Genomic DNA, 22,558 nt, shown 5'->3' with positions numbered 1-22,558 from the left:
CCATGCGTATCGCGAGGTTCTCCACCGACGAGGGCATGTCCTTCGGGGTGGTGGAAGAGAACACCGTCGCCGCCGTCGCGGCCCATCCGTTCGGGGAACTGACCTTCACCGGGCAGCGCCACCCGCTCGCCGACGTGCGGCTGCTGGCACCCATCCTGCCCAGCAAGGTCATCGCGATCGGCAAGAACTACGCCGACCACGTCCGCGAGATGGGCGGCGACGAGCCCCCCGCCGAGCCGGTGGTCTTCGCCAAGCCGTCCACCGCGGTGATCGGGCCCGGCGAGGCCGTGGCCTACCCGGAGAAGCTCAGCCGGCGGGTCGACTTCGAAGGCGAGCTGGCGGTCGTGATCGGCCGGATGTGCCGCGAGGTGCCCGCCGCCCGCGCCGCCGAGGTCATCCTCGGCTACACCTGCGCCAACGACGTCACCGCCCGCGACCTGCAAGAGAAGGACAAGCAGTGGACGCGGGCCAAGGGCTTCGACACCTTCTGCCCCCTCGGCCCCTGGATCGAGACCGAGGCCGACCCGTCCGACCTCGCCATCACCACCACCGTCAACGGTGAGATCCGCCAGGACGCGCGCACCTCGCTGCTGCTGCACGACGTGCCCTCGCTCGTCGAGTACGTCAGCCAGGTCATGACGCTGCTGCCCGGCGACGTCATCCTCACCGGCACCCCCGCCGGAGTCGGCCCCCTGGAAATCGGCGACGAGGTCACCGTCGCCGTCGAGGGCGTGGGCGAACTCACCAACCGCGTCATCGCCCGCGAATGACCTGCGGCACCCCCCGGGTTGTCGTACGGCCTCCCTAGGCTGGAGGTCGTACGACAGGGGAGGCGCCATGGCATTCAGCGGATTCACCGAGGAGACTTTCGCCTTCTACGAGGGCCTGCTCGCCGACAACTCCAAGAGCTACTGGACCGCGCACAAGGACGACTACCAGCGGTACGTGCGCGAACCGGTCGCCGAACTGTGCGCCGAACTCGAACCCGAATTCGGCCCGGCCAAGCTGTTCCGCCCCTACCGGGACGTTCGCTTCGCGGCCGACAAGACGCCGTACAAGACCCACCAGGGCGCCCATGCCCAGGGCGGCCTGTACGTCCAGATCGACGCCGACGGCCTGATGGTCGCCGGCGGCATGTTCGCCCCCGACGCCGAACGGCTCCGCCGCTACCGTGCCGCCGTCGACGCCGACGCCACAGGCAAGGAACTGGAGGCGATCGTCGACGCGCTGCGCGCCGCCGGACTGGAGATCGCCGGAGACCGCCTCAAGACCCGGCCCCGCGGCAGCCGTCCCGACCACCCCCGCCTCGACCTGCTCCGGCACCGCTCCCTGTACGCGCACGAGGGCTGGCCCGCCGACCCCTGGATGGGCACCCCCGAGGCCGTCGACCGCGTCCGCGCGTCCTGGCGGCGGCTGCTGCCGCTCGTCCAGTGGGGCAACGAGCACCTGGGCCCGCCCGGCTTCGCCCGATGAACGGCTCTCCCGGCCCCGCGGAATCGTTTTGGTTCGACTACCAAGGTCCTGTATTCTCTTCGAGGCGCGAGCGACCGGACGGCCTGCAACCAGAAGGATCCGCTTACCGCAGTGGGGTATGGTGTAATCGGCAGCACGACTGATTCTGGTTCAGTTAGTCTAGGTTCGAGTCCTGGTACCCCAGCTGGGCGGCTTCACCGAAGTCTCCCTTTGTTTCTGCCCCCGTCGTCTAGTGGCCTAGGACGCCGCCCTCTCAAGGCGGTAACGGCGGTTCGAATCCGCTCGGGGGTACGGTGCTGGGCCATCCTGCTCGTTGCCCTTCGGGGCAACTTCGCCGGAGCTCGCAGTGCTAGCCCAGGGGGGCGACCCCCGCAGTGCTAGCCCAGGGGGGCGACCCCCTGGAACCCCCGTTGTCCCCCGTTGTGAAGGCTTCGCCTGCACGTGCGGGGTTGGAGTTTGCGCTCCATGTTTTTTTAGTCCGGCCCCCGTCGTCTAGTGGCCTAGGACGCCGCCCTCTCAAGGCGGTAACGGCGGTTCGAATCCGCTCGGGGGTACGCGTGGGCCCCTCTGCTCGTTGCCCTTCGGGGCAACTTCGCCGGGGCCCGCTGTGCTAGCCCAGGGGGCGACCCCCTGGAACCCCCGCTGTGAAGGCTTCGCCTTCACAGGAGGTCCCGATCACGTGGTGGTCGGGGCTTTCGCGTTTTAGGGGCAGGCGGGGGCGAAACCGCGGCGAGGGCCTGGGGTGGACGTCTCAGGGGCTCAGGAGGCCGTGGGTGGTTGCCAGGTCCAGGGCTGCTTGGGCGGCCGGGGCCAGGAGGGACCGTTCGGCGCGTCCGACATAGCGGTACTCGTCGATCTCGCCTGCGGCGGACATGTCGCCCGCGTAGCCCGCGGTGAAGCACGCCATCCGCACCTGGGCGAAAGCGGGCTGGTCGTGGGCGGCGGCGCGGATCACGCCGAGCTCCCGGAACGAGCCGGGGTCCAGTTCGAGCGCCAGTTCCTCGCGGACCTCGCGGGACAGCGCCGACCAGTCGTCCTCGCCCGGCTCGCGCTTGCCGCCGGGCAGGTACAGCAGGTCGCGGCCGCGTGACCGTACCGCCAGCAGCCGGTCGCGGGAGACGTGCACCCAGGCGACGACGTCGAGGTCCATGGCGATCAGTGTGCCAGCCGGACGGTCAGCGTGCCGCCGGCCCCGAGGCCGAAGCGCTCGGCGGCCGAGCCCTGGTTGACCGCCAGGCCGAGCAGGCCCGAGGAGTCGATCCAGAGCAGCCCCGCGCCCTCGGGGACCCGGCCGTAGGTGGCTTCGTACACGACGCGGGCCGATCGGAGCTGGCCGTCCCTGCCCGTCCAGGACGTCTCCAGGACGGTGCCGTGCTCCAGCGGGCCGAGGGAGATGGTGAGATCGGTCTCCTCGGCGGAAGTGATCAGGCTGCCGAAGCGGTCGGTGTAGAGGACGGCCGCCGTCAGCTCGCCGTCCCGCACGGCCGGGACGGGGATGTCGAGGGCCGTCAGGCCGGCGACGTCGAGCCCGGGGCCCAGCGCGGCGAGGTCGGCGCCGGCGGCAATGTGGGCGGCGGCGGGGGCGAAGACGTCCCGGCCGTGGAACGAGGACGACACCTGGGGCAGGCGGAAGTCGGGGTTGCGCAGCTCGTGGGCCCGGACGGCGCCGCCGAGCCGTTCGGCGGCGGGCGGGAGCAGGCCGTTGTCGGGGCCGACCAGCACGTCGCCGCGCACCGTCGCGATCGCGACCGGGCGGCGCGGTGTGCCGACCCCGGGGTCCACGATGCCGACGTGCACGCCGCGCGGCAGGTAGGGCAGCGCCTGGCGGAGCAGCAGCGCGCCCTCCACGATCGCGTACGGCGTCACCTCGTCGCTGAGCACCAGCACGTTCGCCGCCGGGACGATCGTGTGCACGACCCCGGCGCAGATCGCGGTGTAGGCGTCCCCGAAGTCGGTGGTCAGGCTGATGAACGGGCGGTCCTCCGGCACAGAGCTTGAGCGTACCCTCAGCCGAGCAGGAAGAACGGGCCGAGCATCCCCAGCATGACCGTCACGGCGGTCGCCAGCAGGACCGATACAGGGTCGGCCGTAGGCGGGGGGCCGGGGCGGCGGCCCGGATGCCGCCGGAGCGCGCGGCGCAGCTGCAGCGACGCCGCGCCGCACACGGCCGCGGCGGCGAGCGCGGCGGCCGCCGGGGACGGGGCGAACCGGACGCACAGCAGGCCCGCCACGATCAGTGACAGCGTGGTGCGGGTCCAGGCCAGCGCGGTGCGCTCCGGCTGGGCGCCGCGGTCGTGCAGGCCGGGCCGGGTCATCGGGTCGCCAGCAGTGCCACCAGCAGCACGACCGCGGCCAGCGCGAGCCCGTACGACATGATCGGGGCCAGTGCGGGCGGCGGCAGCGTCTCGGCCCGGCGCAGCGCCCGCTCGGCGCGCAGCCAGCGGCGGAACGCCAGCACGGCGATCAGCGCGCCGGTCGCCGAGAACGCGATCGCCAGCCCGTTGCGCAGCGGGGCGGCCAGCGCGTCGCCGCTGAGCGCCGCGCCGACCCCCGCGGCGATCACGGCCAGCGCGGTACGGATCCAGGCGAGGAAGGTCCGCTCGTTGGCAAGGGTGAACCTGGGGTCGGGGTCGTCTCCCTCGGCCAGCAGCCGGTCCGTCCACCGGCCGCGCGCCTCCGGCGCCTTCTGGGAATCCGTAGCGGTCATCGAGACCATATTAGGTGATGAGGAATTTAAATGACGAATTAGTCGTCAATGGTGCAATTCCGACTTATCATGGCTGGAATTCACCGAATCGGCGGGCCGAGGCGTCCTCCTGGGCCAGGCGGTGCAGCGCGGTGAGGACCTGCTCGGACAGGACGGTCGAGACGAGCATCGAGTGGACGGTGCGGGCGCGCGGGGCGCCGTCGGTGACGCCGCCGATCTCGTGTTCGGCGACCTCGGCGGCGGCGCGCACGTACGGCCGCAGGTCGGTGAGGGTGACCGGGAAGCCGAGCCGGCGCAGCGCGACGAAGGTCTGGGCGAGCAGGTCGCGGGCGGGGGCGCGGTCGGTGACCCGCCAGCCGAGTTCGGCGATGAGCGCGTCGACGTCTTCGCGGGCGGCGCGCCAGTGCGGGTCGTCGGGCGGGGTGACGTGCGGGCCGATGGCGTACTGCGTGGTGCCGAACAGCTCGTGCATCCCGATGCCGTCGTCCTCGACGGCGGCCAGGATCCGGCGGATGGCGGCGACCGGCAGGTCGCCGACCTCGCGCAGCGCGCGGATGAGGCGCAGCCGCTCGAGATGGTCCTGGTCGTACTCGGCGCGGGTGGCGCCCGACGGGGTGCCCTTCGGCAGCAACTCCTCGCGGATGTAGAACTTGATCGTCTGGACCGTCAGACCGCTGCGGTCGCTCAGTTCGGAAATCTGCATCGCCGTCACCTCTTGACTTGGATACTACGGCTATCCAAGTATTGGATACTGTTGCTATCCAACAGGAGGGTCCCATGTTCACCGCCGTGGAAGCGGGCCGGGAGCACCCGCTCGACGCCCGTATCGACGATCGGGGACGGCTGCTCGCCCCGATCGACCGTCCACTGCTCGGCTGGGTGCGCAAGCCGCACGGCTGGTGCCGGGCGGAGGCGTGCCTGCCCGCCGCCCGCGCGGCCGCCGCAGAGACCCCGGAAGGCGTGGACGTCGCCGCGTTCGCCGCGCTGGTCGGCAAGATCGCCGTGATCGATCCCGTGGAGCGGGCGGTGGCGTTCGGCGCCGGAGAAGGGCCCTTCGCGCAGGCCCTCAGCGTCGACGACGCCCCCGACTTCACCCTGGACGGCGTCTCACTGTCGGACCTGCGCGGCCGCAAGGTCGCGCTGGTCTTCTGGGCGTCCTGGTGCGGCTGCCGCTACGACCTGCCCGCCTGGCAGGAACGGCACGCGGAGCTGGAGAGCGCCGGGCTGACCGTCGTCAGCGTGGCCCTCGACCGCTCGGCGGACGACGCGCGGCGCTGGATCGAGGAGGCCGGGGCCACCCATCCGGCTCTGGTCGACGCCGAGGGCACCGTCGCCGAGCTCTACAACGTGATCAACGTGCCGACCGTGGTGTGGATCGACGAGGAGGGGCGGATCGCCCGGCCGCAGGACACCCAGACCGCCACCGACCTGTTCCGCTCCATGAACGGCCTGGACCCGGAGGTCTCCCGCGCCGCGTTGCGCCGCTGGGTCCTGGACCGCGACCCGGGACTCACCCCCGGTCAGGTCCGCGAGCGGCTGCGCGTGCCGACCGCCGCGGAGCGGCGGGCGCGGACGCACGCGCGGCTCGCGGTCTGGCTGGCCCGCGCCGGCCGGGACGGCGCCGCCCGCCGCCACCTCGGCGAGGCCGCCGCGCTCGCCCCGCACGACGTGTCCATCCGGCGCGGCCTCATGAGCCTCACCGGCGAGGACCCGTTCGGGGACGCCTACTTCGAGCTGCGCGAGGAGCTGGAGCGCGCGAACATCCCCATCTACCGGCCGCTGGAGGCCTAGAGCAGGTCAGGAGGTGGTGCGGCGCATCGACTCGGAGATCTTCTCGGCCGCGGCCATCACCGGACCGGCGTGCAGCCTCCCGGGGGAGCGGGTGAGGCGCTCCAGCGGCCCGGAGACCGAGACGGCCGCGATGACCCGCCCGCCGGCGCCGCGGATCGCCGCCGACACCGAGCCGACGCCCTGCTCGCGCTCGCCCACGCTCTGCGCCCAGCCGCGCCGCCGCACCGTGGACAGCGTGGTGGCCTCGAACTTGGCGCCGCGCAGGCCGCGGTGCAGCCGGTCGGGCTCCTCCCAGGCCAGCAGGATCTGCGCGGCCGAGCCGGCGGTCATCGGCAGCGCGGCCCCGACCGGGATGGTGTCGCGCAGCCCGCTGCTGCGCTCGGCCGCCGCCACGCACACCCGCACGTCGCCCTGGCGGCGGAACAGGGAGGCGCTCTCGCCGGTGAGGTCGCGCAGCTGCACCAGGACGGGCTGCGCGATGGCCAGCAGCCTGTCCTCCCCGGCCGCCACGGCCAGCTCGGCGAGCCGCGGGCCCAGGATGAACCGGCCCTGGGTGTCGCGGTGGACGAGCCGGTGATGCTCCAGCGCGACGGCGAGCCGGTGGGCGGTCGGACGCGCCAGCCCGGTGGTCTGGACGAGCTGTGCCAGCGACGCCGGGCCGGCTTCCAGCGCGTTCAGTACCAGAACCGCTTTGTCAAGTACGCCGACTCCGCTAGAGTTGTCCATGTCTTGATATTGCCGTCTCGTAATTTGAGATGCAACTCGGGTAGTGTGCTCATTGCGCTGCGTGCGCTTCGCCGCTGCCCGCGGTGCCGACCCGGGGGCGACCGCCGGAACCCCCGATCGAGACGGCGGCAAGGTGACCGATACCACGGCGCGCCGGCGCGCCGGAACCGAACCAGGCGAGGTGGAGCGATGGGCCGCACATTGGCCGAGAAGGTGTACGACGCGCACGTCGTACGACGAGCCGAGGGTGAACCGGACCTGCTCTACATCGACCTCCACCTGGTCCACGAGGTCACCAGCCCGCAGGCGTTCGACGGCCTGCGGATGGCCGGCCGCAAGGTGCGCCGCCCGGAGCTGACGATCGCCACCGAGGACCACAACGTCCCCACCACCGACCTGCTCAAGCCGATCGCCGACCCGGTCTCCCGCACCCAGGTCGAGACGCTGCGCAAGAACTGCGCCGACTTCGGCGTCCGGCTGCACCCGATGGGCGACGACGGCCAGGGCATCGTGCACGTCATCGGCCCCCAGTTGGGCCTGACCCAGCCCGGCATGACCGTGGTCTGCGGCGACTCGCACACCTCCACGCACGGCGCGTTCGGCGCACTCGCGTTCGGGATCGGCACCAGCGAGGTCGAGCACGTCCTGGCCACCCAGACGCTCCCGCAGATCAAGCCCAAGACCATGGCCGTGACCGTGGACGGGGAACTGCCCGAAGGCGTCACCGCCAAGGACCTGATCCTGGCGATCATCGCCCGGATCGGCACCGGCGGCGGCCAAGGCCACATCATCGAATACCGCGGCGAGGCGATCCGGTCGCTGTCGATGGAAGGCCGGATGACGGTCTGCAACATGTCCATCGAGGCCGGCGCCCGGGCCGGCATGATCGCCCCGGACGAGACCACCTTCGCCTACCTCAAGGGCCGCCCGCACGCCCCGCAGGGCGCCGACTGGGACAAGGCCGTCGAGTACTGGACGTCCCTGCGCACCGACGACGACGCCGCCTTCGACAAGGAGGTCGTGATCGACGCCGCGGAGCTGACCCCGTTCGTCACCTGGGGCACCAACCCCGGGCAGGGCCTGCCGCTGGCCGACTCGGTGCCCGACCCGGCCTCCTACGACGACCCGACCGACCGCCAGGCCGCCGAGCGGGCCCTGGAGTACATGGGCCTGACCGCCGGCACGCCGCTGCGCGAGATCGAGGTCGACACCGTCTTCGTCGGCTCCTGCACCAACGGCCGCATCGAGGACCTGCGCGCCGTCGCCGGCGTCCTGGCCGGCCGCAAGGTCGCCGACGGCGTCCGGATGCTGGTCGTGCCCGGCTCCATGAAGGTCAAGAAGCAGGCCGAGGAGGAGGGCCTGAACGAGGTCATCTCCGCCGCGGGCGCTGAGTGGCGCGAAGCCGGCTGCTCGATGTGCCTGGCCATGAACCCCGACAAGCTCACCCCGGGGGAGCGCAGCGCGTCGACGTCCAACCGCAACTTCGAAGGCCGGCAGGGGCCCGGCGGAAGGACCCACCTGGTGTCGCCGACCGTCGCCGCCGCGACCGCCGTCACCGGCCGCCTGACCGCGCCCGCCGACCTGTAAGGAATCTCACGACCATGGAAGCGTTCACCACCCACACCGGCCGCGGCGTGCCGCTGCGCCGCAGCAACGTCGACACCGACCAGATCATCCCGGCCGTCTGGCTCAAGCAGGTCAGCCGCACCGGCTTCGACAAGGGCCTGTTCTCCGCCTGGCGCGAGGACCCCGGATTCGTGCTCAACCAGCAGCGGTACGAGGGCGCCAGCATCCTGATCGCCGGGCCCGACTTCGGCACCGGATCGTCCCGCGAGCACGCCGTCTGGGCCCTGCAGCAGTACGGCTTCCGCGTCGTCATCGCGCCCCGCTTCGGCGACATCTTCCGCAACAACTCCACCAAGATGGGGCTGCTGCCGGTGATCCTCCCGGCCGAGACCGTCGAGGCGCTCCAGGCCCAGGCGGAAGCGGACCCGACCGCGGAGATCACCGTCGACCTCGGCGCCCGCGAAGTGCGCAGCGGCGACATCGCCGCCCCGTTCGAGATCGACGACTACACCCGCTGGCGGCTCATGGAGGGCCTGGACGACATCGGCCTCACCCTCCGCCACGCCGACGCCATCGCCGCCTTCGAGGAACGCCGCACCCCCTGGCTGCCCGTGACCGCCTAGGCTGTGTTAATTCAACCCCGGCCCAGGGCACTCGCCTAGCGGCTCGCACCCTGACCGGGCCTGGGCGAGCGCGACATCGCTTCGCGATCTGGCCGGTGAAGCTCGCCTCCGGCATCGCACCACCGGCCAGGTAGCGCGCTCGCGCGGTACCTGAGGCCACTTCTAGACAGGCACGGCCTAGCAGGCGCCCCGGATGTACGAGCGTGTCTCCGCACCAAGGACAATTCAGTTAGTGCGGAGACACGCTCGACTCGTAATGGGGGCTTGGACATTGACTGAACCGGAGGCACGGGACAGGGACCCGTGGACCGGTCCTGAGTGGGACGACCCGGCGCTGACCCGGCTGGCGGAGCAGCTGCGAGCCGCCCACAAACTGGTCGCACCGCTGCCCCGGGAGACCCGGCGCCGGCTGATCCGGCAACTGCTGGCGATCACCGATCTGGCCAAACGCGACCCCGTACTGGCCGCACGCAGGCTGGACAGCTTCCTCGCCGATTTCCGTGGGGCACCCGAGGCCCGCTAGCGTGCGAGGTGGCCGGATCCGGTCCGGCTGCCCGGCGAGACGGGGGCGAGACCGACAAAAACGCCAGCGACACGGGAACTCTTGCTTCCAGGTGATTGTGTCGGTGCTATGGGTCCTTTAGTTTCGTTCGGGCAAGGGGGGAACTAGAGGAGTAACCCATGAACAAGCGTGAGCTGGTCGACGCCATCTCTGACCGGCTGGGCAGCAAGAAGGCCGCAGCCGAGGCCGTCGACGCCATCCTGGAGACGATCCAGACCGCCGTCGCCAAGGGCGACAAGGTCGCGATCACCGGGTTCGGTTCGTTCGAGAAGGCCGACCGGCCTGCCCGTACGGCCCGCAATCCCGCAACGGGCAAGACCATCCAGGTTCCCGCGACGTCCGTGCCGAAGTTCAAGGCCGGCGCCGACTTCAAGAACCTGGTGGCAGGCAAGAAGTAGAGGCGAGCACGGGGCTTGGGGGCAGTGTGTCCGCGGAAAGCGCGGACCGCTGCCCCTTTGCCGTGTCTACCTGGGGGCCACCCCCCAGGCCCCCAGGCCCCCCGGCAGGGGCTCCGCCCCCACACCCCCATTGGGGCTCCGCCCCTTGCCCCCGGGATGGGCGGGTGCACCCCGAGGTGGAGGTCATCTGGGCGGTAGCGGGAAGGTTGAGAGGGTGATCACGGTGATGCGCTCTCCTTCGACGGCCAGGTTGACTCGCTGGCCCAGGCGCAGCAGGCGTAGGCCGCCCGCGTCGAATGCCGCCGTGTCGAAGAGCAGCTCGGTCCCGTCGTCGAGCAGGACGCTGCCCGAACGGGTCTCGGCGTCGTAGGTCCGCACCGTCCCCTGCATGCCCGGCACCCTACCGGTCAGGCCGGGGCGCCCAGTGCGGGCAGCAGTTCGGCGACCGCCGCCGTGCGCGGCCCGGTGCCCAGGGTGAGGGCGGCGCGGAGATCGTCCAGGGTGTCGACGTCGCGGCGCACGCTGTCGATGCCGTCCAGCAGCAGTTCCCGGGCGCCGCGGGCGCGGTGTGCGGCGCGGGAGTCCCCGCCGAACGCCGGGGAGAACGGCACCCCCGGGCGGGCCGTGTAGAGCGTCGTCCCGACCCCGGCGGCGTCCGGCACGAACGCCTCCGGCGACCGCGACGCGGCGTCCAGGACGCGGCCCAGCTCCCCGGGGCGCAGCGCGGGCAGATCGGCCGAGATCGCCCCTACCCCGGTCTCGGGGGCGCTCTCCCGGCTGCGCGACGCGCCGTGCACCAGGGCGGGATTCAGCCCGGCGTCCGGCTCGTCGGGCACCACCAGGGCGCCGAGCGCGGCCAGTTCGGCGGCGGGCACCGGATCGTCGGTGACCACGATCACGCGCGACACCCGGTCGCAGCGCAGCGCGGCCGCCACGGTGTCGGTCGCGACCGCGAGGGCGAGGGCCTCGCGATGGCGTCCGGCCGCTTCGGACATGCGGGTCTTGGCCCTCGCCAGCACCTTGACGGGCACGACGAGTGACCAGCGGGGCGTGCTGCGTTCTGCTGTAGACATGGCAACTCGACACTATGCGCACGCAACCGCGAAACTGAGCACACCCCACGTTCACGAAGGAGGGCATGGGCATGAACCACGCGTACTCGCCGCGCTGGCGGAAGGTGACGATCGTCATCCTGCGGCCCCTGCTCAACGGACTCCTGAAGAGGGAGTGGCGAGGACGTGAAAACGTGCCCGGAGAGGGCGGCGTCATCATCGCCGCCAACCACATCTCGGTGGCCGACCCGCTCGCGCTGGCGCACTTCGTGTACGCGTCCGGGCGCTACCCCGTCTACCTGGCCAAGTCGACGCTGTTCGAGGTGAAGCTCATCCGGAACGTGCTTCGCGGCACCGGGCAGATCCCCGTTCACCGTGGTCATGCCGACGCCGCCATGGCCCTCGAGCACGCCGAGGAGGCGCTGCGGGCGGGTGAATGTTTGATGTTCTACCCGGAGGGAAGCTGCACCCGCGACCCCGAGCTGTGGCCGATGACCGGGCAGACCGGGGCGGCCCGGATGGCGCTCAAGACCGGCGCCAAGGTCGTGCCGGTCGCCGGCTGGGGCGCGCACGAGCTGGTGCCGTACAAGAAGGGCGAGCAGCGCGGGCTGGCGGGGTCGCTGAAGAAGGGCTTCCACCCGTTCCCGCGCAAGACGATGCGAGTGATCGCGGGGGCGCCGGTCGATCTGTCGCGGTACGAGGGCCGCCCTCTCTCCAAGGAGGTCCTGCGCGAGGCCACCGACGACATCATGCGGGCGATCGCCGGGCTGCTGGGCGAGCTGCGCGGCAAGGAGCCGCCCACCGAGTTGTACGACCACCATAGAGTGCTGGAGGAGCGGCGCCGTGGTTCGAGCGCCGCGGAGGAGGCGTCATGAACGAGTGGAGCGGCGCCGAGGGGGCGGTGTGACCTTTCGTGTCGCCGTCATGGGCGCGGGGTCGTGGGGGACCACGTTCGGCAAGCTGCTGTGCGACGCGGGCGGCGAGGTGACGGTCTGGGCGCGCCGCCCCGAGCGGGTGGAGGCGATCAACGAGCGGCACGAGAACTCCGAGTACCTGCCGGGTGTGGAGCTACCCGCCGCGCTGCGCGCCACCGCGGACGCGGCCGAGGCGCTGGCGGGGGCCGACTTCGTGGCGCTGGCGGTGCCCGCCCAGACGCTCCGGGAGAACCTGGCCGCCTGGGTGCCGCTGCTGCCGCCCCGGTCGGTGCTGGTCAGCCTGATGAAGGGGGTCGAGCTGGGCACCTGCCGGCGGATGTCGGAGGTGATCGGGGAGGTCGCGGACGTGCCCGCCGAGCGGGTCGCGGTGTTCTCCGGACCCAACCTGGCCCGGGAGATCGCCGCCGGGCAGCCCGGCGCGGCCGTCGCCGCGTGCGCGGACGAGGAGGCCGCGCGGCGGCTGCAGGCGGCCGCGATGACGCCCTACTTCCGCGTCTACACCAGCACCGACGTGGTGGGCGTGGAGCTGGGCGGGGCGGTGAAGAACATCGTCGCGCTGTGCGTCGGGATGGCGGTCGGGCTCGGGTTCGGCGACAGCACCCGGGCGCTGCTGATGACCCGCGGGCTGGCCGAGATCGCCCGGCTGGGCGCGGCGCTGGGCGCCGACGAGCACACGTTCGCGGGGCTGGCCGGGATGGGCGACCTGATCGGCACCTGCAGCTCACCGCTGTCGCGCAACCGGACCTTCGGCGAGAACCTGGGCCGGGGCATGACGCTGGACGAGGTCGTCGCGGTGACCAAGCAGACCGCCGAGGGGGTGAAGTCGTCGGGCGCGGTGCTGGAGCTGGCGCGCAAGCACAACGTGGAGATGCCGATGACCGAGGCGGTGGTGGCGGTGCTGTACGAGGGCGTCCCGATCGCGGACGCGGCCAGCTCGCTGATCTCACGTTCGCCCAAGCCGGAGCGGTACGGCCTCTAGCTTCGCCGGCGCACGAAGGCGATCACCGCGGGGGGCACCGCCAGTGTGGCCAGGAGCACCAGTGCGGGGAGCACGCCGGGCCCCGGCAGGGCTGGACCGTTGAAGCCCACCGGGCTGACGCCGCGGCTCTGCCCGTCGTTCGCGCCCGCGCCGGTCGTTCCGGTCCCTCCGGTCCCGGCTCCGGCCGAGGCGCCGGACGAGGCTCCGGCGCCGGCGGACGGGCCCGCCGACGTGCTGGTCCCGCTTCCGGGGCCGTTGTTGCCGTTCAGTTTGTCGAACGGGTCGCCGGGGGCCTGGGCGCCGGCGCCCAGGCTGCCGGAGAGCGTCGGGTTGGCGCAGTTGCTTCGCGACAGCCGCTCGGGTGACCGTCCGGTCATGCGGCCGATGGAGTTCGCCATCTCCTGCGAGAGGTTCGGGGGGAGCGGCGAGTAGCCGATGCGGGCCATCTTCGGCCAGTGGCCGGCGCCGTCCTACGGAACCGCCAAGCGGCCCGCCTACATCGACCATCTCCGGCTCACGCCCGAGCAGGCCGCCGAGCTGATGGTCGACACGACCGCCTTCGACACCGGCCGGCACGCCGCGGCGGTGCAGGCGGCCAACCCGCAGCTGGCCGCGATCGGCGGCTCGCAGCGGGGCGCCACGACCATCGCCGCGTATGCCACGCGTGAGGTGGGGCACTGGGTGCTGTCGCGCTACCTGGCCCGGCACGCACCGCAGGATTGGCGCTACCCCGACGTGCCCGGCCAGTACGACAAGCCCGGCGAGGCGATCGGTGAGCTGTGGCGGCTGGACGTGCTGAACCCCGGCGGCGGCGACAACATCTCGATGGCCGGGGACCGGGTGGGCCTCGGCAAGATCCTCTACAGCGACGCCTTCTTCGGCGAGTGCGACTCGGTGGAGGCGGGCTGCCTCAACCTGGTGCTCACCGACGCGGCCACCGCGGCGGAGCTGAAGCTCCCGGTGGTGAAACTGCGCAACGCCGCGGGCGAGTACGTGGCACCCACCTCCGCGAGCATGCAGGCCGCGGCGGGGCGGATGCAGCGCCTGCCCGACGGCACCCTGGTGCCCGACCCCGGCGCCGACGGCCGGGGCGCCTACCCGCTGACCTTCGTCGAGTACGCCCACGCGCCGGCCTGCACCGGCCTCCAGGGCGCCGATCGGGTCCGGGACGTCCTCGGCTACATGACCGGCGCCGGTCAGCAGCGGCTGCCGGAGGGGATGGCGGCCTTGCCGGGCGGCCTGAAGAGCGGCGCGGCGGGCGAGGTGGCCAAGGTCGGCGCGACGGCCACGGGCGCGTGCGCCGACGGTGGCGGTGACAGAGGCGGCGATGGCGGTGGCGGCGGCGGAGGCGGAGGACTGCCCGGCGGCGGGGGGCCGAACAACGCGGCCCCGGCCTCGGGGACGGGCACCGGCGCCCCGGCCGCGGCCGGCGCGGCCGGAGACCATCCGACGCGGCCGGTGACGCCGGGCGGGCAGCAGCAGGCGCTCGCCGGGGCGCAGGGCACCCGGATCCCGCTGTTCGCCGGGCTGGCGGCGCTGGTGCTGATCGTGCCCGTCTCCGCGCTGGTGCTCACGAACGCGATCACCTCGGGAACCGCGTACGGGACCTCCGGCCGGCACCGGGGACGCGACCTGCTCGCGTGGTGGGCGGCGCTGCGCGCCCGGACCCGGTGGCTGGCCCGCCGGGCACGTCTCATCAGGAGATGAGCGGCGGACGATGCCCGGACGGCGGTGGTCCCGCCGTCCGGGCATCGTCGCGTTCTCCCAGGCCTCCGTTTCGCCTCCCGACGACACCTGTCCCAGGGTCGTCGGGCCTGAACGGTCAGGCCGTCGGCTGTCCGCCCGTCGGCCCGTCGGGCGTTACCCGCGGACCTCTGAATGAGACCTGGCTCCGGGCAACAGGGTCCGGGCCGGAGAAACCGAGAGGATGTCATGAGACTTGGCATCAGGCGGGCGCTGCTCGTGGGAGCCGCCATGCTGACGCTGGGCGGCGTCATGGCGGCGCCCGCGAACGCGGTGGAGCCCTCCGACGGCATCACGCAGACGCTGGCGCTGGGCGGCTCGGACACCACCGAGGACGTCATGGGCGCCCTTGCGGCCGCCTACAACAACAACGCCACCTACAACCCCACCCCCGGCAAGGACAACGCGGTCAACGTCCCGGTTCAGGCCGAGGCGGGATCCCCGGGCTTCACGGCGGCTGCGGACGCCAACTGCACCCAGCGCACCTATGTGAACAAGGACGAGGCCAACCCGCCGACCACGTACCCGGCGCCGAACGGGTCGACCGACGGCAAGAACGCGCTGCGGGGCGTCGCGCCCTTCCCGACGGACAACCTCACCACCGGCTGCTTCGACGCCGCGCGGTCCTCCTCGGGCCCCTCCAGCAGCGACCCGGCGCAGTTCGAGTACTACGCGTTCGGGCTGGACGCGGTGAGCTGGGCGCGCTTCCCCGGGAACGCCCCCGTCTCACTGAGCATTCAGGAGATCCGTGACATCTACTCCTGCACCAAGACCAACTGGAACCAGGTGGGCGGTTCCGCCGGCACCATCATCCGCTACATCCCGCAGGCCGGGTCGGGCACCCGGTCCTTCTTCCTCGGCACGATCCTGAACAACGTGCCGCCGTCCACCAACTGCGGGCCGGTCAAGGAAGTCCAGGAGCACGACGGCGCGGCCGTTCCCGCGGCCGACCGGTCGAACGCCATCGTGCCCTTCTCGGTGGCCCAGTGGGTCGCGCAGGGCAACGGCGTGGTCGACGACAAGCGCGGCGGGATCGTGATCGGGCGTCAGGAGACCACCACAGGTGTCCTGAACCCGGTGTCGGGGACCGCGGGCGACTTCACGCCCAACGCCAATGTGGTGAGGGAGCCCTCGACCTTCCTCGGCGTGCGCCGCGTCTACAACGTGGTCGACACCCGGCTGCCCAAGGTGGGCCAGACGGTGCGGTTCGTCGGCGAGGACGCCGCCGGCCCGGGCTACATCTGCGACCCCGCCTCCGGCGCCGCGTCCATCATCACCCGGTTCGGCTTCGGCCTGCTGCCCGAGGACCCCGGGACCGGGAGCACCTGCCGCATCCAGTGACCCCCGGATAGGGATCGAGGTCGGCGAAGAGCGCCGGGCCCGGAGCGGTTCTCCGGGCCCGGTGGCATTCGTGATCGCCGCTCGTCGCCGATCCGGGCTGATCAACGGTAGGGTCGGGCGTCATGTCGCAGGTTTCACCCAAGATCCGCGTGGCCGTCGTGTTCGGCGGACGCAGCTCAGAGCACGCCATCTCCTGCGTCACCGCCGGCGCGGTCATGGCGGCGATCGACCGGGACCGCTACGAGGTGGTGCCGGTCGGCATCGCCCGCGACGGCCGGTGGGTCCTGGCGCCGGACGACCAGCGGCTGGAGATCGAGGACGGCCGGCTGCCCGAGGTGACGGGGGAGGGCGCCGCCGCGCTGGCGCTGCCGTTCGACCCCGACGACCGCGGCCTGATGGTGATCGAGCCCGGCCGCGTCCCGTCGACGCTCGGCGAGGTCGACGTGGTGCTGCCGCTGCTGCACGGCCCGTACGGCGAGGACGGCACCCTCCAGGGCATGCTCGACCTGGCCGGGGTCCGCTACGTGGGCGCCGGGGTGCTGGCCAGCGCGGTCGGGATGGACAAGGGCTTCATGAAGCTGGTGTGGCAGGCGCGCGGCCTGCCGGTCGGCCCGTACGTCCTGGTCGGCGACCGCGAGTGGCGCCGCGAGCGCAAGCGCAAGATCGACGAGATCAAGGAGCTGGGCCTGCCGGTGTTCGTCAAGCCGGCCCGCGCCGGGTCGAGCATGGGCATCACCCGGGTCGCCGCCGAGGCCGATCTGGAGGCCGCCGTGGAGGCGGCCCGCGAGCACGACCCCAAGGTGATCGTCGAGGCGGCGATCGAGGGCCGCGAGATCGAGTGCGGGGTGCTGCAGGGCCTGGACGACGGCCCGCCCGAGGCCAGCCTGCCCGCCGAGGTCGTGATGGGCGGCGAGGCCGACTTCTACGACTTCGAGACCAAGTACCTCGACAGCTCGCTGCGCCTGGACATCCCGCCGGACCTGGACCCGGCGGCGCTCGGAGAGGTGCGGCGGCTGGCCGCGCAGGCGTTCGACGCGCTGGACTGCGAGGGCCTGGCCCGGGTCGACTTCTTCTACACCTCCGACGGCCGCTGGATCCTGAACGAGATCAACACGATGCCGGGCTTCACGCCCGCCTCGGCGTTCCCGCAGATGTGGGCCGCCACCGGGCTGGACTACCCGGCCCTGGTCGACCGCCTGATCCAGACCGCGCTGCGGCGCTCCACCGGCCTGCGCTGAGCTGTGTTTTTGCAATCACGGCCCAGGGCGCTCGCCTGGCGGGCTGTGCTTTTTTGCAAGCCCGGCCCAGGGCGCTCTCCTAGCGGCTCGCACCCCGACCGTGCTTGGTGCGAGCGCGGCATCGCTTCGCGATCTGGCCGGTGAGGCTCGCCTACGGCATCGCCCCACCGGCCAGGTAACGCGCTCGCGCGGTTCCTGAGGCCTCAGAAGCGGACTCGGCCGCGTTCGTCCAGCGTGGCGGGGTCGGTGGCGCGGGCGCCGGTCTCCGAGACCGTCCACAGGGTGTCGCCGACGATCAGGGAGCGCCGGATCGGCCCGTCGTCGCCGGAGTTCTCGACCGTCCCGACGCGGCGCAGGCCCGAGCCGTCGACCCGCAGGACGAGCGCCTCGTTCCCGCCGTCCCGGCGGCTGATCGGCAGCACGGTCAGGCCCGAGGCCGGCCAGTGCAGGAAGGCGTGCGGCTCGTACTCGGCGGCGGCGCTGGAGCCGGGCAGGCGGTGGACGCCGACGCGGCGGGGCGGGCCGTTGACGTCGAACAGCGACACCTGGGTGCCGCTGGTACGGCCGTCGGGGTCCGCCTCCTGGCCGACGCCGAGGAGCCGGCCGCCGGCGACGGGGTGCAGGTAGGCGGAATACCCCGTGATCTTGAGTTCGCCGGTGACCCGGGGCCGCCGCGCGTCCCTGAGGTCGACCACGTAGAGCGGGTCGACCTGCCGGAAGGTGACCACGTAGGCGGTGGTGCCGATGAAGCGCACGGAATAGATCCGCTCGCCCTTGCCGAGGCCGTCCACCTTGCCGACCACGTCCAATGCGGGGCCGAGGACGTACACCGCGCTCTGCGAGCGGACGGCGGTGCTCGACGCGGCGGGGCCGTCCGGGCGCGCGGTGGCCGACGGGGCGCGCGTCGTGGCGATGCGGAGCCTGCCCTCCAGCTCCGACATCGAGTACTGGTTGAGCAGGCGGCCGGGCACCGAGCCGGACGCGACGTAGCGGGGGCGCTTTCCGCCGGTCACGTCGAACTTGTGGATGTGCGTGCTCCGCGTCGGCGCCGTCTCGGAGCGGCCGGTGACGTAGAGGCTCCGGCCGTTGCCGTAGACGGTCTGGCCGTCGCCGGCGACGGCCACCGGCCGGGGGTCGCCGAGGTCGCGGGCCAGGTCGAGGGTCAGCACCGACAGCACGGTCGTGCCGTGCTGGGCGCCGGGACGGCTCACGTTCTCGCACGGCGTCCGGTACGTCCGCGTCTGGGGGCCGCGGACCTCGAAGGACGGCAGCCAGGCGTCCAGCGGGGCGGACCGCACGATCCGCCGGTTGCGTTCCAGGGCCTGCCGCTCGGCGTCACGGCCGCCCTGGGGCGCTTCGGGGAAGTCGATCCTGGGCGCGGATTTCACCATGACGTGCACCGTCGAGCCGGTCTGCCGCGCGTCGACGTACTCGCTCGCGGTCGTCAGCGAACCGACGACGCGGGGCGTGCCCGCCAGGCTGATCAGGGTCAGCGTGGTCTTCCCGGGCGACGGGACGGGCTTGCCCTCCATGGAGGGCCGGTCGAACGCGATGTCGCCGATGCCCCGGCTCAGGACGAGGACGCGGTCCCCGCTGAGCAGCAACTGCTCCTGCCCGGACGAACCGCCGAGGTCGAGGCGGTGCACGATCTTGCGGGATCTCGCGTCGACGACCTGGAGCCGTCCCCTGGCGAGGGTGACGATGCGGTTCCCGTCGGTCTTCACCAGGTCGGGCTCGTCGGCGCCCGGCTCGTGGGTGTTGGTGCCGGAGTACCCGGGCGCCTTCTCCTTCGCCGAGGACGCGCCGGGCGCCGATTCCCGGGCGCGTGCCGCGCCGTCCGGCAGCCTGCCGGGCGGGAGGTCCCGGGTGCCGTCGAGGCCGTACGGCCCGACCTTGCGCTCGGCGGCGGCGCGCAGGCCCTTCAGCAGGTCGTCGCAGCCGTTGTAGGAGACCAGCGCCACCGGGGGAGCGACTGGGCGGGGGTCGACGATGGGTTCCTCGCACGCGCTCGCGAGGACGGCCAGCGGGACGCAGGCGATCCACAGTGCGCGCCTTCGGGATGGCATTGCCCTTAGACGCTCACTCTCCGCGAAAGGTTCCGGGAAAGCTTGGTGATCGGGGCCTTACTCAACTGTCAGAACGCTGAAATCAGCTCGAAACAGCGCGGTCGGCAGGATCTCTCTGACCGCTCTTCGCTCTGGAAGGATCCTGCCTTGGCGCCCACGCTCGCCGCCGCACCGCCGGTCGTCCGCTTTCCAGGCCCGCCCGCCGCGGCCGGCTCCACCGCCCGCTCGGTGCCCGGGCACGACCGCTGGCATCCCGACATCCCCGCCGTGGCCGAGGTGATCACCGGCGGCTCGGTGCGGATGGAGTGCGAGCGCCGCGACCCCGGCGACGACGCCGTGCTGTGCGGCCCGCTGGTGGTGGTCGGCGCGGAGCCGGGCGACGTCATCGTGGTGGACGTGCTCGGCGTGGGCCGCTCCGACGGCGTGTACGCCCCGCACGGGCACCCCGGCGTGATCGGCTGCGCGCCCATGTCCGGGAGCGTCCGGCCGTCCGGCGGGGACGGCGCGCTGCTCGGCCGGATCAGTTCCGGTTCGCCGACCTTCGGCCGGGTCGCGGCGGAGGCGGTGCGCAGCGCGGAGCGCGGCCGGGAGATCGGCGGCTGCGGGATCGCGCGACTCGGTGCGGGCGCGCGGATCCTGCTGCCCGTCCACGTGCGCGGCGCCAAGCTCTCGGCCGGCGACCTGCACTTCCCGTCCGGCGGCGCGGACGACTGCCGGTTCGAGGGCCGTCCCGGCTGGATCGATCTGCGGGTCAACCTCACCCGGCGGGGCGTCGAGCGGTTCGGCGTGACCGGCCCGCTCCTGATGGCGGGACCGGCCTGAGCGGCGCGGCGCCCTGTCCTGGCCCCGGGTAGGCTCCCGAGCGTGGACGTGAAAGCCGAGGGAGCCGACCCGCTGAGCGACGTCTTCCGGAGCGACTGCCCGGGGCGGGCGGTGTTCGAGCACATCGCCGGCCGCTGGGGCATGCTCGTCCTGCTCGCCCTGCGCGACGGGCCGCTGCGGTTCTACATGCTGCGCGACCGTATCGGCGGCATCAGCGAGAAGATGCTTTCGCAGAACCTCAAGGTGCTGACCCGGGACGGGATCATCGAGCGGGAGGTCGAGCCGTCCAGCCCGCCGCGGGTGTCGTACCGGCTGAGCCCGTTCGGGCAGGATCTGGCCGGGTCGCTGGAGCGGCTGGTCGACTGGATCTCGGTGAGCATGCCGGCGATCCAGGAGGCGCAGCGCCGCTACGACGAGGGCGCGGGCTGAGCGGTCCCCGTCCCGTCCGGAAGCGCGAGCGGCGGCCGGTCGGTCGTGCCGGGTGACCGGGTTCACTGTTGTTCGGGCCGGGGTGGGCGGAGTAGCGTCTTGGACCAGTTGTCAATAGGCTGTACCGTCCGGAGCGCTCATGTCACTCGCCGAGCCAGAGAACGTCGTCCTGCGCGCCCGCGAGGTCCGTTTCGACTGGTCCGGGGTGCCGCTGCACTGGATTCCCGGCGATCCCGCGGCCACCCACCTGATCAACGTCCTGCACCTGCTGCTGCCGGCCGGCGAGAAGTGGTTCGCGGTGGTGCTCAAGGAGGCCCTGCCGCATGTGCGCGACGAGCGGCTGCGCCAGGACGTGCTCGGCTTCGTCGGCCAGGAGTCGGTCCACGCCGACTCGCATGACGCCGTCCTCGACCACTTCCTCGAGCAGGGCCTGGACGTGCGGCCGTTCGCGCGGCAGATGGAGTACATGTTCATGAGCCTGCTGGGCGACCGCGGCCTCACCGGCCGGCGGCGCCGCGCCTGGCTGAACGAGCGGGTCTCCATCGTCGCCGCCATCGAGCACTTCACGGGCGTGCTCGGCGACTGGATCCTCGGCGCCGAGGCGCTGGACGCGGCGGGCGCGGACCCGGTGATGATGGACCTGCTGCGCTGGCACGGCGCCGAGGAGGTCGAGCACCGGCACGTCGCCCACGACCTGTTCATGCACCTGGACGGCTCGTACTCGCTGCGGATCCGCTCGATGGCCATCACGATCACCATGCTGACCTCGCTGTGGCGGCGCGGGCACCGCTTCCTCATGGCGTGCGACCCCGTCCTCAGGGAGGCGCGGCTGAACGGCGCGAAGGGCCGCCGCGTGAACGGCGGGCTCGTCTACCACATGTCGCGTGCCGGGAATGCCGGGCTGGTTCCCCAAGGCCGCCTGATCGGGGCTTCCATGGCGCGCTACCTCAGACGGACCTACAGCCCGCTGAACGAGGGCTCCACGAGCAGGGCCCTGGCGTACCTGGCGACCTCACCGGCGGCGCAGGCGGGACTGCGATGACCCCGATTCCGCCCGACCTGCGCGGGCGGCGCGGCCGCGACCGCTTCTGGGTGACGGTCGACGCGGTCTTGAAAGGCGTCCAGCGGGTGCGCATGATGCGCGAACCGGTGGTCCCGTCCGTGCGGCCGGTGGACCGTTCGCTGCGGCTGATCGTCCTGGAGGTGCGGCGCGAGGTCGAGGACGTGGTGAGCCTGCGGCTCGGCGCGCCCGACGGCGGTGTCCTGCCGCGCTGGCAGCCCGGCTGCCACCTGGACGTGCTGCTCCCCTCGGGGCGCCGCCGCCAGTACTCGCTGTGCGGCGACCCGGCCGACCGCCGCGCGTACCGGATCGCGGTGCGCCGCCTGCCCGGCGGCGGGGGCGGCTCCGTGGAGATCCACGAAGCGCTGGTCGAGGGCATGACGATCACCGCGGCGGGGCCCCGGAACGCGTTCCCGTTCCTGGCCCGCGACCGGTACCTGTTCCTCGCGGGCGGCATCGGCATCACCCCGATCCTGCCGATGGTCCAGGCCGCCCACCTCCTCGGCGCGGACTGGCGGCTGGTCTACACCGGGCGGACGAGCGGCTCGCTCCCGTTCCTCGACGAGCTGGCCGGGCTGCCGGCGGAGCGGATCGCCGTCCGCGCCGACGACGAGCGGGGCATGCCCGACGGCGCCGGGCTGCTGCGCGGGGCGCGGCCCGGCACGGCCGTGTACTGCTGCGGCCCGGCGCCGATGATCGACGCGGTGCGGGCGGCGTTCGTCCCGGACGGGACGTCCAGCCTGCACTTCGAGCGGTTCGCCCCGCCGCCGGTCACCGGCGGGCGGCCCTTCGAGGTGGAGCTGCGCCGCAGCGGGCTGACGCTGCGTGTCCCCGCGGACCGGACCGCGCTCGACGTCATCAGGGACGCCCTTCCGGACGTCGCCTACTCGTGCCGCCAGGGTTTCTGCGGAACGTGCCGCACCGGACTGCTCGCCGGCACGGCCGACCAGCGGGCGCAGGCCGACCCGGACGGCGACGCGATGCTCATCTGCGTGTCCCGCGCCACCGGCGGCCGGCTCACGCTCGACCTCTAGAAGGCCTTGGCAT

General features: G+C 72.6%; 26 protein-coding genes and 3 tRNA genes. 19 read left to right on the top strand and 10 right to left on the bottom strand.

Going from position 1 to position 22,558, the window contains the following annotated elements; translation table 11 throughout:
* Window positions 1–2: 2 nt before the first annotated feature.
* The 5 genes from ABD340_RS15595 to ABD340_RS15575 all read left to right on the top strand — a co-directional run bounded on the left by ABD340_RS15595 (window position 3) and on the right by ABD340_RS15575 (window position 2,027).
* Complete coding sequence (locus ABD340_RS15595) at window positions 3–770, top strand: fumarylacetoacetate hydrolase family protein (RefSeq protein WP_344589678.1); 768 nt, start codon at window positions 3–5, stop codon at window positions 768–770.
* 67 nt (window positions 771–837) lie between these two features.
* Window positions 838–1,473: a DUF2461 domain-containing protein gene (locus ABD340_RS15590; protein WP_344589677.1), complete on the top strand. Its 636-nt coding sequence runs from the start codon at window positions 838–840 to the stop codon at window positions 1,471–1,473.
* Window positions 1,474–1,585: 112 nt separating this feature from the next.
* Window positions 1,586–1,657: transfer RNA gene (locus ABD340_RS15585), tRNA-Gln, on the top strand.
* Window positions 1,658–1,691: 34 nt separating this feature from the next.
* A tRNA-Glu gene (locus tag ABD340_RS15580) sits at window positions 1,692–1,764 on the top strand.
* Window positions 1,765–1,954: 190 nt separating this feature from the next.
* Window positions 1,955–2,027 (top strand) — tRNA-Glu (locus ABD340_RS15575).
* Window positions 2,028–2,224: 197 nt separating this feature from the next.
* Here ABD340_RS15575 and ABD340_RS15570 read toward each other — a convergent pair.
* From ABD340_RS15570 to ABD340_RS15550, 5 genes are all read right to left on the bottom strand, one after another.
* Window positions 2,225–2,623: an NUDIX hydrolase gene (locus ABD340_RS15570; RefSeq protein WP_344589676.1), complete on the bottom strand. Its 399-nt coding sequence runs from the start codon at window positions 2,621–2,623 to the stop codon at window positions 2,225–2,227.
* 5 nt (window positions 2,624–2,628) lie between these two features.
* Window positions 2,629–3,462: an SAM hydrolase/SAM-dependent halogenase family protein gene (locus ABD340_RS15565; protein WP_344589675.1), complete on the bottom strand. Its 834-nt coding sequence runs from the start codon at window positions 3,460–3,462 to the stop codon at window positions 2,629–2,631.
* 17 nt (window positions 3,463–3,479) lie between these two features.
* Window positions 3,480–3,788, bottom strand: coding sequence for a DUF202 domain-containing protein (locus tag ABD340_RS15560; RefSeq protein ID WP_344589674.1), 309 nt, complete (start codon window positions 3,786–3,788; stop codon window positions 3,480–3,482).
* Window positions 3,785–4,180 carry a YidH family protein gene (locus ABD340_RS15555; protein ID WP_344589673.1) on the bottom strand — a complete coding sequence of 132 codons (396 nt, stop codon included), beginning with the start codon at window positions 4,178–4,180 and terminating at the stop codon, window positions 3,785–3,787. The genes ABD340_RS15560 and ABD340_RS15555 overlap by 4 nt, the downstream gene beginning before the upstream one ends.
* A 67-nt stretch (window positions 4,181–4,247) precedes the next feature.
* Complete coding sequence (locus ABD340_RS15550; protein WP_344589672.1) at window positions 4,248–4,883, bottom strand: MerR family transcriptional regulator; 636 nt, start codon at window positions 4,881–4,883, stop codon at window positions 4,248–4,250.
* 74 nt (window positions 4,884–4,957) lie between these two features.
* Here ABD340_RS15550 and ABD340_RS15545 point away from each other — a divergent pair, with 74 nt between their 5' ends.
* Window positions 4,958–5,971: a redoxin domain-containing protein gene (locus ABD340_RS15545; protein ID WP_344589671.1), complete on the top strand. Its 1,014-nt coding sequence runs from the start codon at window positions 4,958–4,960 to the stop codon at window positions 5,969–5,971.
* Window positions 5,972–5,977: 6 nt separating this feature from the next.
* On the opposite strand, the gene ABD340_RS15540 is transcribed toward ABD340_RS15545, so the two are convergent.
* Window positions 5,978–6,697, bottom strand: a complete 720-nt coding sequence (locus ABD340_RS15540) for an IclR family transcriptional regulator (RefSeq protein ID WP_344589670.1) — start codon at window positions 6,695–6,697, stop codon at window positions 5,978–5,980.
* A gap of 189 nt (window positions 6,698–6,886) precedes the next feature.
* Here ABD340_RS15540 and leuC point away from each other — a divergent pair, with 189 nt between their 5' ends.
* The 4 genes from leuC (at window position 6,887) to ABD340_RS15520 (ending at window position 9,846) form a co-directional block, all read left to right on the top strand.
* Window positions 6,887–8,284, top strand: coding sequence for a 3-isopropylmalate dehydratase large subunit (leuC, locus tag ABD340_RS15535; protein WP_344589669.1), 1,398 nt, complete (start codon window positions 6,887–6,889; stop codon window positions 8,282–8,284).
* Between the two features lie 14 nt (window positions 8,285–8,298).
* Entirely contained in the window at window positions 8,299–8,886 is a 588-nt protein-coding gene (gene leuD / locus ABD340_RS15530) for a 3-isopropylmalate dehydratase small subunit (protein WP_344589668.1), read from the top strand.
* 271 nt (window positions 8,887–9,157) lie between these two features.
* Window positions 9,158–9,409 carry an SCO5555 family protein gene (locus ABD340_RS15525; protein WP_344589667.1) on the top strand — a complete coding sequence of 84 codons (252 nt, stop codon included), beginning with the start codon at window positions 9,158–9,160 and terminating at the stop codon, window positions 9,407–9,409.
* 158 nt (window positions 9,410–9,567) lie between these two features.
* Window positions 9,568–9,846 (top strand): HU family DNA-binding protein, encoded by a 279-nt coding sequence (locus tag ABD340_RS15520; protein ID WP_131900547.1) that lies wholly within the window; start codon window positions 9,568–9,570, stop codon window positions 9,844–9,846.
* A 183-nt stretch (window positions 9,847–10,029) separates the two neighbouring features.
* On the opposite strand, the gene ABD340_RS15515 is transcribed toward ABD340_RS15520, so the two are convergent.
* Both ABD340_RS15515 and cofC read right to left on the bottom strand, forming a co-directional pair.
* Complete coding sequence (locus tag ABD340_RS15515) at window positions 10,030–10,236, bottom strand: cold-shock protein (RefSeq protein ID WP_344589666.1); 207 nt, start codon at window positions 10,234–10,236, stop codon at window positions 10,030–10,032.
* 17 nt (window positions 10,237–10,253) lie between these two features.
* Window positions 10,254–10,919, bottom strand: coding sequence for a 2-phospho-L-lactate guanylyltransferase (gene cofC / locus ABD340_RS15510; RefSeq protein ID WP_344589665.1), 666 nt, complete (start codon window positions 10,917–10,919; stop codon window positions 10,254–10,256).
* A gap of 65 nt (window positions 10,920–10,984) precedes the next feature.
* Here cofC and ABD340_RS15505 point away from each other — a divergent pair, with 65 nt between their 5' ends.
* Together ABD340_RS15505 and ABD340_RS15500 are read left to right on the top strand one after the other, a co-directional pair.
* Window positions 10,985–11,773, top strand: coding sequence for a lysophospholipid acyltransferase family protein (locus ABD340_RS15505; protein ID WP_344589664.1), 789 nt, complete (start codon window positions 10,985–10,987; stop codon window positions 11,771–11,773).
* A gap of 49 nt (window positions 11,774–11,822) precedes the next feature.
* Window positions 11,823–12,812 (top strand): NAD(P)H-dependent glycerol-3-phosphate dehydrogenase, encoded by a 990-nt coding sequence (locus ABD340_RS15500; protein WP_344590684.1) that lies wholly within the window; start codon window positions 11,823–11,825, stop codon window positions 12,810–12,812.
* Here ABD340_RS15500 and ABD340_RS15495 read toward each other — a convergent pair.
* Window positions 12,809–13,258: a hypothetical protein gene (locus tag ABD340_RS15495; protein WP_344589663.1), complete on the bottom strand. Its 450-nt coding sequence runs from the start codon at window positions 13,256–13,258 to the stop codon at window positions 12,809–12,811. The genes ABD340_RS15500 and ABD340_RS15495 overlap by 4 nt on opposite strands.
* Here ABD340_RS15495 and ABD340_RS15490 point away from each other — a divergent pair.
* The 3 genes from ABD340_RS15490 (at window position 13,248) to ABD340_RS15480 (ending at window position 17,134) form a co-directional block, all read left to right on the top strand.
* Window positions 13,248–14,519, top strand: coding sequence for a hypothetical protein (locus ABD340_RS15490; RefSeq protein ID WP_344589662.1), 1,272 nt, complete (start codon window positions 13,248–13,250; stop codon window positions 14,517–14,519). The two genes, ABD340_RS15495 and ABD340_RS15490, sit on opposite strands and share 11 nt — an antisense overlap.
* Window positions 14,520–14,744: 225 nt before the next feature.
* Complete coding sequence (locus ABD340_RS15485) at window positions 14,745–15,896, top strand: substrate-binding domain-containing protein (RefSeq protein WP_344589661.1); 1,152 nt, start codon at window positions 14,745–14,747, stop codon at window positions 15,894–15,896.
* Window positions 15,897–16,018: 122 nt separating this feature from the next.
* A complete protein-coding gene (locus ABD340_RS15480) occupies window positions 16,019–17,134 on the top strand; it encodes a D-alanine--D-alanine ligase family protein (RefSeq protein WP_344589660.1) in 1,116 nt (371 codons plus the stop codon).
* A 203-nt stretch (window positions 17,135–17,337) separates the two neighbouring features.
* On the opposite strand, the gene ABD340_RS15475 is transcribed toward ABD340_RS15480, so the two are convergent.
* Complete coding sequence (locus ABD340_RS15475) at window positions 17,338–19,200, bottom strand: beta-propeller domain-containing protein (protein WP_344589659.1); 1,863 nt, start codon at window positions 19,198–19,200, stop codon at window positions 17,338–17,340.
* Window positions 19,201–19,347: 147 nt separating this feature from the next.
* On the opposite strand from ABD340_RS15475, the gene ABD340_RS15470 reads away from it, so the two are divergent.
* The 4 genes from ABD340_RS15470 to ABD340_RS15455 all read left to right on the top strand — a co-directional run bounded on the left by ABD340_RS15470 (window position 19,348) and on the right by ABD340_RS15455 (window position 22,545).
* Window positions 19,348–20,022, top strand: coding sequence for an acetamidase/formamidase family protein (locus tag ABD340_RS15470; RefSeq protein WP_344589658.1), 675 nt, complete (start codon window positions 19,348–19,350; stop codon window positions 20,020–20,022).
* A 42-nt stretch (window positions 20,023–20,064) separates the two neighbouring features.
* Window positions 20,065–20,451 carry a winged helix-turn-helix transcriptional regulator gene (locus ABD340_RS15465; protein ID WP_344589657.1) on the top strand — a complete coding sequence of 129 codons (387 nt, stop codon included), beginning with the start codon at window positions 20,065–20,067 and terminating at the stop codon, window positions 20,449–20,451.
* Window positions 20,452–20,590: 139 nt separating this feature from the next.
* Entirely contained in the window at window positions 20,591–21,493 is a 903-nt protein-coding gene (locus ABD340_RS15460) for a metal-dependent hydrolase (RefSeq protein WP_344589656.1), read from the top strand.
* Window positions 21,490–22,545, top strand: coding sequence for a PDR/VanB family oxidoreductase (locus ABD340_RS15455; protein ID WP_344589655.1), 1,056 nt, complete (start codon window positions 21,490–21,492; stop codon window positions 22,543–22,545). The genes ABD340_RS15460 and ABD340_RS15455 overlap by 4 nt, the downstream gene beginning before the upstream one ends.
* Window positions 22,546–22,558: the final 13 nt, after the last annotated feature.

The organism is Actinomadura vinacea (assembly GCF_039532545.1).
GTDB classification, from domain to species: Bacteria; Actinomycetota; Actinomycetes; order Streptosporangiales; family Streptosporangiaceae; genus Spirillospora; species Spirillospora vinacea.
This window is presented reverse-complemented; position numbering and strand designations above follow the sequence as displayed.

What these genes read in the sequence shown, in the direction of transcription:
- ABD340_RS15480 (WP_344589660.1), top strand. Translation starts at nt 16,019, where the DNA reads ATGTCGCAGGTTTCACCCAAGATCCGCGTGGCCGTCGTGTTCGGCGGA.
- ABD340_RS15520 (WP_131900547.1), top strand. Translation starts at nt 9,568, where the DNA reads ATGAACAAGCGTGAGCTGGTCGACGCCATCTCTGACCGGCTGGGCAGC.
- ABD340_RS15540 (WP_344589670.1), bottom strand. Translation starts at nt 6,697, where the DNA reads ATGGACAACTCTAGCGGAGTCGGCGTACTTGACAAAGCGGTTCTGGTA.
- ABD340_RS15505 (WP_344589664.1), top strand. Translation starts at nt 10,985, where the DNA reads ATGGGCATGAACCACGCGTACTCGCCGCGCTGGCGGAAGGTGACGATC.
- cofC (WP_344589665.1), bottom strand. Translation starts at nt 10,919, where the DNA reads ATGTCTACAGCAGAACGCAGCACGCCCCGCTGGTCACTCGTCGTGCCC.
- ABD340_RS15595 (WP_344589678.1), top strand. Translation starts at nt 3, where the DNA reads ATGCGTATCGCGAGGTTCTCCACCGACGAGGGCATGTCCTTCGGGGTG.
- leuD (WP_344589668.1), top strand. Translation starts at nt 8,299, where the DNA reads ATGGAAGCGTTCACCACCCACACCGGCCGCGGCGTGCCGCTGCGCCGC.
- ABD340_RS15490 (WP_344589662.1), top strand. Translation starts at nt 13,248, where the DNA reads ATGCGGGCCATCTTCGGCCAGTGGCCGGCGCCGTCCTACGGAACCGCC.
- ABD340_RS15590 (WP_344589677.1), top strand. Translation starts at nt 838, where the DNA reads ATGGCATTCAGCGGATTCACCGAGGAGACTTTCGCCTTCTACGAGGGC.
- ABD340_RS15515 (WP_344589666.1), bottom strand. Translation starts at nt 10,236, where the DNA reads ATGCAGGGGACGGTGCGGACCTACGACGCCGAGACCCGTTCGGGCAGC.
- ABD340_RS15475 (WP_344589659.1), bottom strand. Translation starts at nt 19,200, where the DNA reads ATGCCATCCCGAAGGCGCGCACTGTGGATCGCCTGCGTCCCGCTGGCC.
- leuC (WP_344589669.1), top strand. Translation starts at nt 6,887, where the DNA reads ATGGGCCGCACATTGGCCGAGAAGGTGTACGACGCGCACGTCGTACGA.
- ABD340_RS15460 (WP_344589656.1), top strand. Translation starts at nt 20,591, where the DNA reads ATGTCACTCGCCGAGCCAGAGAACGTCGTCCTGCGCGCCCGCGAGGTC.
- ABD340_RS15485 (WP_344589661.1), top strand. Translation starts at nt 14,745, where the DNA reads ATGAGACTTGGCATCAGGCGGGCGCTGCTCGTGGGAGCCGCCATGCTG.
- ABD340_RS15570 (WP_344589676.1), bottom strand. Translation starts at nt 2,623, where the DNA reads ATGGACCTCGACGTCGTCGCCTGGGTGCACGTCTCCCGCGACCGGCTG.
- ABD340_RS15495 (WP_344589663.1), bottom strand. Translation starts at nt 13,258, where the DNA reads ATGGCCCGCATCGGCTACTCGCCGCTCCCCCCGAACCTCTCGCAGGAG.
- ABD340_RS15555 (WP_344589673.1), bottom strand. Translation starts at nt 4,180, where the DNA reads ATGACCGCTACGGATTCCCAGAAGGCGCCGGAGGCGCGCGGCCGGTGG.
- ABD340_RS15455 (WP_344589655.1), top strand. Translation starts at nt 21,490, where the DNA reads ATGACCCCGATTCCGCCCGACCTGCGCGGGCGGCGCGGCCGCGACCGC.
- ABD340_RS15545 (WP_344589671.1), top strand. Translation starts at nt 4,958, where the DNA reads ATGTTCACCGCCGTGGAAGCGGGCCGGGAGCACCCGCTCGACGCCCGT.
- ABD340_RS15500 (WP_344590684.1), top strand. Translation starts at nt 11,823, where the DNA reads ATGGGCGCGGGGTCGTGGGGGACCACGTTCGGCAAGCTGCTGTGCGAC.
- ABD340_RS15560 (WP_344589674.1), bottom strand. Translation starts at nt 3,788, where the DNA reads ATGACCCGGCCCGGCCTGCACGACCGCGGCGCCCAGCCGGAGCGCACC.
- ABD340_RS15550 (WP_344589672.1), bottom strand. Translation starts at nt 4,883, where the DNA reads ATGCAGATTTCCGAACTGAGCGACCGCAGCGGTCTGACGGTCCAGACG.